Consider the following 10,701-nt stretch of genomic DNA (forward strand, 5'->3'; position numbering starts at 1 on the left):
GACCAGACGTCGTCGAAGGTCCACCACTGTCCGTTCGCGCCGGTGTAGCCGTACGTCGCCACCGACTGTTCGTCGTGGTAGATCTTCAGGTTCGCCACGGACGCGAGCAGGTTGTCGTAGCCGCGGGTGCCGGCCTCCTCCGGGAACTGGCCGGGGGCCGCGCCGTTGGCGGTCTGCCACGCGCCGTTCGCGCCGCCGTCCGCGACCTGCTGCCAGCCGCGCCCGTAGAAGGCGAGGCCCAGGGCGACCTGGCTCGGTTTGACGCCCGCGTCGAGGTAGGCGTTCACGGTCTTCTCGACGCTGAACTTGGTGTCGTACGGGTCCTTGGCGTCCTGGTAGAGGTTGCCCTGGTGGCCGGTGCGCTTGGGCTCCCAGCTGTCGTCGCTGCCCGAGCCGTGGAAGTCGTACCCCTGGACGTTGGCGAAGTCCATGTAGTCGAAGACGCTGGGGGTGCCGTCCTTGGTGGTGATGTCCCAGCCGGCGTCGAGCTTGGCGGGGTCGGCCGGGGTGAAGGCGGTCAGCAGGTACTTCTTCCCGGTCTCCGAGGACAGCGCGTTCAGCTGCTTGCGGAACTCGGCGAAGAGCAGGGTGTTGTTGGCCTTGTCGTCCTTGGAGACGTGGTTGCCCGCGTGCCCCTCGGCGCCCGGCCACTCCCAGTCGATGTCGAAGCCGTCGAAGATCCCGGCCGCCGCGCCCTTGCCGCCGCGCCCGTTGGTGACCGGCAGGTCGCCCTTGATGTACATGTCGATGCAGGACTTCACGAACTTCTGCCGGGACGCGTCGGTCTTGGCGACGTCGGAGAAGTACTTGCTGTACGTCCAGCCGCCGATCGACATGAGGGCCTTGAGCTTCGGGTGCTTGGCCTTGACCTTCTTGAGCTGGTTGAAGTTGCCCGCCAGCGGCTGGTCCCAGGTGTCGCCGACCCCGTCGACCGACTCGCCCGCGCCGAAGCCCTTCTCGTAGTCGGCCCAGGAGTCGCCCGCGCCGTCGCCCTGGTTGGGGTCCTGCGGGCCGGGGGTGGTGGCCTTGGTGACGCCGTTGAGGCAGGTGAGGTTGTTCGGGTCGATGTTGGAGAAGGAGTAGTTGAGGTGGGTGAGCTTGGCGGCGGCGCCCGTCGTCTCCAGGTTCTTCATGGTGTAGGCGCGTCCGTAGATGCCCCACTGCACGAAGTAGCCGGCCTTGATGCGGTCCGTCGGCTGCTGGTCGCCGCCGGTGGTCCGTACGGTCAGCGGCTGGGAGGCCGGTCCGACCTGGTCGGCGGTGTCGCGGGCGACGACCGTGTAGGTGTAGTCGGTGCCCGGCGTCAGCCCGGTGTCGGTGTACGCGAGCTTGCCGACGGTCGCGACCTTCACGGTGCCGCGGTAGACGTCGTAGTTCTTGATGCCCTTGTCGTCCGTGGCCGCGGGCCACTTGAGGGAGATCGTGGTGTCCGTGGTCGCGGTCGCCCGGGGGACGCCGGGCGCCGAGGGCGGGTTGTCGGTGCCGCCGCCGGTGCTCGTACGGAAGGTGGCCGACGGCGAATCCGGGCCGGTCTGCCCGGCCGTGTCGCGCGCCACGATCTTGTACGTGTACTCGGTGTCGGCGCTCAGCCCGGTGTCGGTGAAGGAGGTGTCGCCGACCGTGCCGACCACGGTGCCGCCGCGGTAGACGTCGTAGTTCTTGACGCCCTTGTCATCCGTCGCGGCGGCCCAGGTCAGCGAGATGCTGCTGGACGTGACCCCGGTCGTGGTGGGCTGGCCGGGGGCGGTCGGCGGGGTGTCGGTGGGCGACGAGCCGTCGCACGGGCCGCCGTCCAGCTTGCAGCCGCCGGGCTCGCCGTTGCCCGAGGCCACGAAGCCGAAGGAGACGCTGGCGCCGGGCTCGATGGTGCCGTTGTACTCCCGGTTCTTCGCCGTGTAGTGCGATCCGGAACTGGTGATCAGGGAGTCCCAGTACGCGCCCACGGTGGTGCCGGAGGGGAAGTCCCACTCGACGGTCCAGCCGTTGATGCTGGAGGTGCCGGTGTTCTTGACGGTCCACTCGCCCTGAAAGCCGGTGCCCCAGTCGGAGGTCTTGACGAACGCCGCCGTGGCGTCGGTGGCCGCCTGCGCGGGCGTCGCGGTCAGGCCGACGAGCGCGGCGATGGGGAGGAGCAGCGAGGCGAGGGCCGCGCCGACTCGGGTGATGACGGTACGTCTGGAGCGTTTGGTGCGTCCTAAGGTTCCTGTGCTCAAGGAGTGCTCCTCGAAGAGGTCCGATGGGGAACCTGTGCCGCCAGGTGAGTGTGCGCTCTCTGAACACGCTCACCACAGTTGTGAGGGGAGAGTAAGAAGGTCTGGACCAGCGGTCAAGAGGTCTGTACCAACGTCAAGAGGGCCGGATCAGCCCCAACTCCTGCGCCAGAACGGCCGCTTGCACCCGGCTGCGCAGCTCCAGCTTGGCGAGCAGGCGGCTGACATGCGTCTTGACGGTCGCCTCCGCCATATCGAGACGCTGGGCGATCTCCGCGTTCGAGCACCCCTCGCCCAGGCGGACGAGCACCTCGCGCTCGCGCCGCGTCAGCGCCTCCAGAACGGCTGGATCGGGCGCGTACGGCGAGGGCGCCGGAGCGGGGCGCGCGAACTCCGCGATCAGTCGGCGGGTCACGGCCGGAGCGATCATCCCCTCGCCGCGCGCCACCGTCCGTACGGCCGCGACCAGTTCGGCCGCCTCGCTGTCCTTGAGCAGAAACCCCGCCGCACCGGCCCGCAGCGCCCCGAAGACGTATTCGTCGAGATCGAAGGTGGTCAGCACCAGCACGTCGGCCAACTGCTCCTCGGTGATCCGCCGGGTGGCCGAGACGCCGTCGAGCCGCGGCATCTGTACGTCCATCAGCACGACGTCCGGGCGCAGTTCGCGGGCGAGCCGCACGGCCTCCTCGCCGTCGGCGGCCTCCCCGGCCACCTCGACGCCCGGGGCCGAGCCGAGGATGAGGACCAGCCCGGCCCGTACCGCCGACTGGTCCTCCGCGACCAGCACCCGGACCGAACCCCTCGGGGTCTCAGCGCTCACAGCGTTCCCTTCTCGTGCAGCGGCAGCACGGCCCGTACGCGCCACGCTTTGCCGTCATCGCTCTCGTACGCGTCGTCCGCCGGCACCGGTCCGGCCTCGAACTCCCCGTCCAGCAGCGCGACCCGCTCGCGCATGCCGACCAGCCCCGCGCCGGAGCCGGGCGCGCGCGGCCCCGGCCGGTCCCCGGACGGGCTCGTCACACAGACCTCCAGCGGACCGTCGCCCACCCGGCCGAGGCGGACCGTCACCTCGCCGGGCGACGCGTGCTTGAGGGCGTTCGTCAGCGACTCCTGGACGATGCGGTAGGCGGCCAGCTCCACGGGCGCGGGCAGCGGGCCCGGCGCGCACTCGTCGAGCAGCGTGAAGCGCAGGCCGGAGCCCGAGCCGTTCGTACGGGCCTGCTCGATCAGCGCGTCCAGGGCGTCCAGCCGGGGCGCGGCGGCGGACTCCTGCTCCCCGCCCGCGTCCCGCAGCAGGCCGATCAGGCGGCGCATCTCCGCCAGCCCCTGGACGCTGTTCGCGCGGATCACGGCGAGCGCGTCCGAGGCCGCCTTCGGCTCGCCTATCGACAGCGCCGCCGTCGAGTGGATGGCGATGGCCGAGAGGTGGTTGGCCACCATGTCGTGCAGCTCGCGCGCCATCCGGGCGCGCTCCGCGCCGACCGCCTCGCGCCGGTCCAGCTCCGCCAGCAGCGCGGTGCGCTCCGTCTCCAGCCGGGCCGCCCGCGCCGTGTCGCGGTGCCGCCGGATGCCGACGCCGGTCTGGGCCGGGGCGATGGTGACCAGCGCCGCGACGACGCCGATGAGCAGCGCCTCGGGCTTGCGCAGCAGCGCCACGGACACCAGCGTCACCAGCACCGTGAACAGCTCGCAGCCGCGCGGGATGCGGCGCGCGGCGGCCGGGGGACCGTACAGCACGGCCGCGTACACCAGGTCGGTGAACATCACGACGGTGGCGATCAGGGTGCTCGTGCTCTGGTCGAGGGCGAGCGCGAGGACGCCGACGGCCAGCGCCGTCCGCGGTGCGGTGCGGCGCATCAGCTCGGCCCCGGACATCACTACGAGCGCCACCAGCGTCAGCCGCTCGGGGAACCCGTCGACCGGCCGCCCGGTGGTCAGCCCGAGGAACCACAGCGTCAGCCCGCCGAGCAGCCCGCCGGCCGCGATGAGCGCGTCATGGCGGTGCGGGCGGCCCGGGAGGCGGAGTGGCATGGGTCCATCACAGCACGTGGGAGGGGCCGGGGGCGTCGCCGTACGGGCGCGCGTACGGGCGTGCCGACTACATCGAAGGATGCAGCGGGGGATCGTCACGGGCGACGACGCGAACGCCCGTAACGCCGGTGAGGCTGGAAGGGAGAGACGGGAGAGAACCATGATTGTCGGACTGGTCATCGCCTGCGAAGTGGCCTTCTGGGTGCTGCTGGCCGTAGGGCTGGGCCTGCGCTACCTGGCGAAGAAGCCGCGCGCGGGGCTCGCGGTGCTGCTGCTGGAGCCGGTCCTGGAACTGGTCCTGCTCGTCGTCACCGCGATCGACCTGAAGAACGGCGCCGAGCCCGACTGGAAGCACGGCCTCGCCGCCGTCTACATCGGCTTCACGGTGGGCCTCGGCCATCAGACCGTCAAGTGGGTCGACGGACACGTGGCCCACCGCTGGGCGGGCGCCCCCAAGCCCGTCAAGCCGCCGAAGTACGGCATGGCGCGCACCGTGCACGAGTGGAAGACCGCGGGCCGCTGGATCCTCGCCGCCGCGGTGGCGATGGCGCTGCTCCAGGCCGCCATCTGGTACGTGGGCGAGGACGGCGGCACCAGTTCGCTGCGCTCGTGGCAGCTGAAGATGGTGTGGGTGATCGGCATCAACGTGGTCATCGCGGCGAGCTACACCCTCTGGCCGAAGCAGCCGCCGGGCGGCGGCGAGGGGACGGACGGCGAGAGGGAGCGGCCGCACTTCCTGAGCAAGTGGTGAGGGCGTCAGAGGCCGGCGGTCGTGCCGCCCCAGCGCCGCCGCGCCCCCTCGATGTCGAGCGGCTTGCGGACGATCGGCTCCTCGTAGGACCAGGAGTCGCGCGGCGTCGGCCACATCAGCTCGATCTCGATCCCGTCCGGGTCCGTGCAGTAGACCGACAGATGCATGCCCTGGTCGAAGGTCTCCTTGACGCGGCCCTGGGCCTCCAGCCGCTCCTTGATCTCGGCCAGCTCGTCCAGGCTGCCGACCTCGAACGCGAAGTGCAGCAGGCCCGGCGGGGCGGCTTCCGGGCGCTGGGCGTCCGGCGCCTCGGCGCGGATCAGCCCGAGGTCGTGGTGGTTGTCCGACGCCTCCGGGGTGCGCAGGAAGACCATGAACGGGTCGGAGCCGTCCTTGGGGATGCGGTCCACCACCTTCAGGCCCAGGGTGTCGCGGTAGAAGCGGGTCGAGACGGCTATGTCGGCGACGGACAGGACGAGGTGGTTCACCCGGCGGATCGTCATCAGGCTCTCCTGCACATGAGGTGGCGCGTGACGGGCCCCGGAGCGGGGGCCCCTTCGGTTCGCACGTATCGCACGTATCGTACGTTCGCTTCCGCGACGGTCAGCGGTCGCCGCCCGGGACCCACAAGACGTCCCCGACCTCCTTGTTGGCCGTCCGAGCCAGGATGAAGAGCAGGTCCGAGAGGCGGTTGAGATACGTGGCGGTCAGCGGGTTCATGATGTCGCCGTGCACCTCCAGCGCCGCCCACGTCGAGCGCTCCGCGCGCCGGACCACCGTGCACGCCTGGTGCAGCAGGGCCGCGCCCGCCGTGCCGCCCGGCAGGATGAAGCTCCGCAGCTTCTCCAGCTCCGCGAGGAAGCGGTCGCAGTCGGCCTCCAGCTTGTCGACGTAGGACTGCTCGACGCGCAGCGGCGGGAACTCGGGGTTCTCGACGACCGGAGTCGACAGGTCGGCGCCCACGTCGAAGAGGTCGTTCTGGACCCGTACGAGCACCTTCACGACCTCCTCGGACAACTGCCCGAGCGCGACGGCCACCCCGATCGCGGCGTTCGCCTCGTTCGCGTCGGCGTACGCGGCGATGCGGGTGTCGGTCTTCACGGTGCGGCTCATGTCGCCGAGGGCGGTGGTGCCGTCGTCGCCGGTGCGGGTGTAGATGCGCGTCAGATTGACCATGGGTACGAGCCTAGCCACGCACCGCGTGCGCGGCAGCACCGTGTGCGGCTCGTCACGGGGCGGATCGGCGTGGTCCGGCCGCGCCCGGCTCGGCGGACAGGTCAGCGGACAGGTCAGCGGACGGGGCGTCAACTGAGGGGCGGTGGTGCGGCGAAGAACACACAGTGACGCGCACCTCTTACTGCTGCCACGAAGGGTGAACGGACGTTAAGGTCCGGCAAACAGCGTCGAGGAGAGGTGTGTGTCGTGGCGAAGAAGCTCGCCGTCATCGGAGCCGGCCTGATGGGTTCCGGCATCGCCCAGGTCTCCGCCCAGGCGGGGTGGGACGTCGTGCTGCGCGATGTGACCGACGCGGCGCTGACCCGCGGCACCGACGCGATCAAGGCGTCGTACGACCGGTTCGTCGCCAAGGGCAAGCTGGACGCGGACGCCGCCGAGGCCGCGCTCGGCCGCATCGCCACCACCACCGACCTCGACGGGGCCGCCGACGCCGACATCGTCGTCGAGGCCGTCTTCGAGAACATCGACACCAAGCGGGAGATCTTCCGCACCCTCGACGGGCTGGTCGGCGAGCGCACCGTGCTCGCCTCCAACACCTCCGCCATCCCGATCACCAAGATCGCGGCCGCCACGACCCGCCCCGAGCAGGTCGTCGGCGCCCACTTCTTCTCGCCCGTGCCGATGATGCAGTTGTGCGAGCTCGTCCGGGGGTACAAGACCAGTGACGAAACCCTCGCCACCGCGCGGGAGTTCGCCGAAGGCGTCGGCAAGACCTGCATCGTCGTCAACCGTGACGTCGCCGGGTTCGTGACCACCCGGCTCATCTCGGCCCTGGTCGTCGAGGCGGCCAAGCTGTACGAGTCCGGGGTGGCCACCGCGGAGGACATCGACGTCGCCTGCAAGCTCGGCTTCGGGCACGCGATGGGGCCGCTGGCCACCGCCGACCTCACGGGCGTCGACATCCTGCTGCACGCCGCGGACAACATCTACACGGAGTCCCAGGACGAGAAGTTCGCCCCGCCGGAGATCATGCGCCGCATGGTCGACGCGGGGGACATCGGCCGCAAGAGCGGCCAGGGCTTCTACCAGCACTGAGGACAGCGCTGAGAGCAGCACTGAGGGCAGTACTGAGAGCAGTGCCGCGGACAGCACTGGGGAGGCGGTTGCGCGGACCATCCACATCGGGATCACTCCGAGGAGTGAATTCGGTATCGGTTCGCTTACAGACGGCAACTTCACGGCATGAGAGGCAGTCAGTTCTGTAGACACGGAGGCAACATCACGTACCGGATCCGGGGAGCGCATATGCATATCAGGGGCGACCACGCCGAGCTGGTCGTCGGGGGCCGCCTCGACGTCCGGACCGCGGCGGACGCCCGTACGGCCCTGCACGCCGCCGTCGACTCCGGCCGCGGCGATCTCGTCCTGGACCTGACCGAGCTGGACTCCTGGGACGCCACGGGGCTCGGCGTCATCATGGGCGCGCACCGCCGCGCGGGGCGCACGGGCCGGCGGCTCGTGCTGCGCGGCGTGCCGCCGCAGATGCAGCGCCTTCTGGTCGCCACGCGGCTGCACCGCATCCTCGCCATCGAGGGCGGCATCGAGGCGGAGTCGCTGCCGCGCGTCTGACGTCCGCCGTTCGCGTACGGCCGGTCCACCGCCGTACGCGCCCGGCGGATCCCGCGCCGTTCGCGTCCGGCCGATCCGCCGCCGGACTGTGACGTCCCGCGCGGCGCGACACCCCTCAGGTGCGGGGATACTGTGGGAAGGTTTAGGGTTCGGTGTCCCCGCCGCTTTCCGAAAGCCTACGGCGGGCACCGGACCAGAAGCGACGGCGAGCGTGCGGACAGGCCGGGAGGGCAATACGGCACGCCACGCATCTGGGGGGCTTGACCATGGACCCGATGGACCGGGGACCGGAAGACCACGAGGGCCGCGACGGCGACGGGCGCCGCGACGGCCGCACACCGGCGGACGGCGCCGCCTCGCAGGCGCCGGGCCACGAGCGGGGCACGCCCGGCTCCGGCGGCGGCGCCCCGGGGCTCGCCCGCACCGTACAGCTCGTCGCCGGTGACTATCTGCTCACGATCAACCCCGTGGACGGCAGCGAGATCGAGGTCTGCCGGCCGGCCGACCGCCCCGGCCGCCCGGAGAAGCACCTGCCCGAGGAGCGCGCCGAGCTCCGCCGGGCGGCCGCGCCGCCGCCCCTCGACGCGACCGCCGGGTCCGAACTGCCCTTCCTGGGCCGCGAGGAGGAGCGCGAGCGGCTCGTGCGGCTGCTGGGCCGGGGCCGGTCCGTACGGCTCACCGGGCCGCCCGGCGCGGGCCGCACCAGCCTCCTCGACGCCGTCGCCGAGGACTGCGCGGACCTCGCGCCCGACGGCGTCGTGCGCCTCTCCGGCTACCGCCGCACCTCCACCGACCTCCTGTACGACCTCTTCGCCGCCGTCCACCGCGCCCCGCTGCACCGCCCCGACCGCGACCAACTGGCCGCCCTGGTGGCCGACATCGGCGCCGTCGTCGTCCTCGACGACCTGGAGTTCGGCGGCGCCGCGCTCGACGACCTCCTCGACGCGACCCCCGAGTGCGCCTTCCTGATCGCGGCCACCCCCGACGTCGCCGCCCCCTCCGCCGACTCGCACCTCGAAGAGGTCTTCCTCGGCGGGCTCGGCCGCGACGCCTGGCTGGAGCTGCTGGCGCGGGCCGTGCGCCGGCCCCCGGCCGCGGACGAGGCGGGCTGGGCGTCGGACCTGTGGTTCGAGTCCGAGGGGCTGCCGCTGCGGTACGTACAGGCCGGGGCGCTGCTGCGGCAGCGCGACGAACTGCGCGCCGATCCCGGTTCCTTCGACGAGTACGGCGTCTTCGCCGAGCGGCCCGTCGACGCGCCCTTCGACGGGGGCGACCCGCACGACGTGCCGCTGCCCAGCACGACTGAGGCCGCCGAGCCCGCCGCGCTGATCGCCTCCCGCGTCAGCGAGGCCGGCCGGGCCACCCTGCGCCTCGCCGTGGCGCTCGGCGGCGAACTCCCGCACCAGGCGCACCTTCCCGCGCTCGTCGGGGACGCCCACGCCGACGCCGCGCTCGGCGAGCTGATCGCCTGCGGGCTGGTCACGCCCGCCGGGGCCCACTACCGGCTGGCGGGCGGCGTCCTGGGCCGGCTCCAGGCCGCCGGGTACGGCACCGACGCGGCCACCCACGCGCAGCTCGCGGCCCAGCACTACGCCTGGTGGGCCGGTCACCCCTCGGTCACCCCCGAGCGCACCGCGATCGAGTCCGACGCGATCCTCGCCGCGATGGGCGTTCTCGTGGCCGGCCGGGAGACCGGGCACCCGGCCGCCGCCGTGCTGCTGGCCCGTACGGTCGCGCCCGCGTTCGCCGCGGCGCTGCACTGGAGCGCCTGGGAACGGAGCCTGCGGTTCGGGCAGGAGGCCGCCCGGATCGCCGGAGAGGTAGCCGAAGAGGCGTACTTCCACCACGAGTTGGGCATCCTCGCGCTCTGCACCGGCAACCTCGACCGGGCCCGCGCCGAGCTGGAGGCGTCCATCGGGCTGCGCGGCGTGCTCGCCGACCGGCGCGGCACGGTCGCGGGGCGCAGGGCGCTGGCCCTGGTCGCGGACCGCACCGGGCGGCCCGCCGCGGTCCCGCCGCCGGCGCCCGACGGGTACACGCCCGCGGGGGAGGAGGTCCCGGACGCGCAGTCCGAGGAGTCGGCGTCGCCGCCCGGCGGCGTCTCCGCGCCGTTCGCCGCGGGCCCCGACGACAACACGACCACGATCATCACCCGGCTCGCCGCCGACGGGGGAGCGGGCGCGGGTCCGGTTCCGGGGCCGGGTCCGGGCAAGGCCGCGCCGCCGCCCCCGGCCCGTAAGGCGGTCCTCGGCGGCGCCCGGCGCAACCTGGTCGCGGCGGGCGCGGGCGCGCTCCTAGTGGCCGTCCTGGGCACCGTGGTCACCCTCGGCGCCACCTCCGGCGACGACAAGGGCCCCTCCGACAAGGTCAAGCCGGGTCAGTCGGCGTCCCAGCAGGACGGCGACGGCGGCCTGACCGCCGACCAGCCGGGCGGCGGCAAGAACAACCCCGGCGGCGTTCCGGGGCACCAGGGGACCACCGGGCACCCCGGGCCGACGACCAGCCCGGACAGCCCCTCCGACTCCCCGAGCCCCTCGGACAGCTCTTCGCCGGACGACCCCACCCACAGCGGGGAGCCCTCGCACACGCCGTCGTCCCCGTCGAAGCCGACGGACGATCCGACCGAGCCGACCCATTCGCCGACGCACAAGCCGACGACGGCGCCGACGCACACCCCGACCCACAAGCCGACGACGACGCCGACGGGCGACCCGGACCCGACGGGACCGACGACGCCCCCCGAGTCCCCGCCGACCGGTCCGACGTCCAGCCAGACCGTGACGCAGTCGACCTCCCAGTCGGCGTCGCAGTCGGCGCCCGGGTCCTCGCAGACGCAGTCGGACACCGGGGCGCCCACGTCGTCGCGGACCGCCTAGCCGGGGATTCCCGAGGACTGCCGGGGAC

Annotated in this window: 9 protein-coding genes; 4 read left to right on the forward strand and 5 right to left on the reverse strand. The window is 72.6% G+C overall.

Annotation, left to right across the window (positions count from 1 at the left end; translation table 11 throughout):
- The 3 genes from ACFU99_RS18740 to ACFU99_RS18750 form a co-directional block, all read right to left on the reverse strand.
- The coding region (locus ACFU99_RS18740) for a glycosyl hydrolase family 18 protein (RefSeq protein ID WP_384393073.1) at positions 1–2,213 on the reverse strand (2,213 nt) is incomplete at its 3' end.
- Between the two features lie 133 nt (positions 2,214–2,346).
- Positions 2,347–3,030, reverse strand: coding sequence for a response regulator (locus ACFU99_RS18745; protein WP_384393076.1), 684 nt, complete (start codon positions 3,028–3,030; stop codon positions 2,347–2,349).
- A complete protein-coding gene (locus tag ACFU99_RS18750) occupies positions 3,027–4,241 on the reverse strand; it encodes a sensor histidine kinase (RefSeq protein WP_384393078.1) in 1,215 nt (404 codons plus the stop codon). Before ACFU99_RS18750 ends, ACFU99_RS18745 begins: the two co-directional genes overlap by 4 nt.
- Before the next feature lie 160 nt (positions 4,242–4,401).
- Here ACFU99_RS18750 and ACFU99_RS18755 point away from each other — a divergent pair, with 160 nt between their 5' ends.
- Positions 4,402–4,992 carry a hypothetical protein gene (locus ACFU99_RS18755; protein WP_384393081.1) on the forward strand — a complete coding sequence of 197 codons (591 nt, stop codon included), beginning with the start codon at positions 4,402–4,404 and terminating at the stop codon, positions 4,990–4,992.
- 5 nt (positions 4,993–4,997) lie between these two features.
- Here the strand turns inward: ACFU99_RS18755 and ACFU99_RS18760 are convergent, their stop codons facing one another.
- Both ACFU99_RS18760 and ACFU99_RS18765 read right to left on the reverse strand, forming a co-directional pair.
- Positions 4,998–5,495: a VOC family protein gene (locus ACFU99_RS18760; protein WP_384393085.1), complete on the reverse strand. Its 498-nt coding sequence runs from the start codon at positions 5,493–5,495 to the stop codon at positions 4,998–5,000.
- A 100-nt stretch (positions 5,496–5,595) separates the two neighbouring features.
- Positions 5,596–6,168 carry a cob(I)yrinic acid a,c-diamide adenosyltransferase gene (locus tag ACFU99_RS18765; RefSeq protein WP_384393088.1) on the reverse strand — a complete coding sequence of 191 codons (573 nt, stop codon included), beginning with the start codon at positions 6,166–6,168 and terminating at the stop codon, positions 5,596–5,598.
- Positions 6,169–6,414: 246 nt separating this feature from the next.
- Here ACFU99_RS18765 and ACFU99_RS18770 point away from each other — a divergent pair, with 246 nt between their 5' ends.
- From ACFU99_RS18770 to ACFU99_RS18780, 3 genes are all read left to right on the forward strand, one after another.
- Positions 6,415–7,263, forward strand: a complete 849-nt coding sequence (locus tag ACFU99_RS18770) for a 3-hydroxyacyl-CoA dehydrogenase family protein (protein WP_384393091.1) — start codon at positions 6,415–6,417, stop codon at positions 7,261–7,263.
- A 210-nt stretch (positions 7,264–7,473) separates the two neighbouring features.
- Complete coding sequence (locus tag ACFU99_RS18775; protein WP_384393094.1) at positions 7,474–7,797, forward strand: STAS domain-containing protein; 324 nt, start codon at positions 7,474–7,476, stop codon at positions 7,795–7,797.
- A gap of 266 nt (positions 7,798–8,063) precedes the next feature.
- Positions 8,064–10,673, forward strand: coding sequence for an ATP-binding protein (locus tag ACFU99_RS18780; protein WP_384393096.1), 2,610 nt, complete (start codon positions 8,064–8,066; stop codon positions 10,671–10,673).
- Positions 10,674–10,701: the final 28 nt, after the last annotated feature.

It is taken from the genome of Streptomyces sp. NPDC057654 (genome assembly GCF_042800135.1).
Classification (GTDB): domain Bacteria; phylum Actinomycetota; class Actinomycetes; order Streptomycetales; family Streptomycetaceae; genus Streptomyces.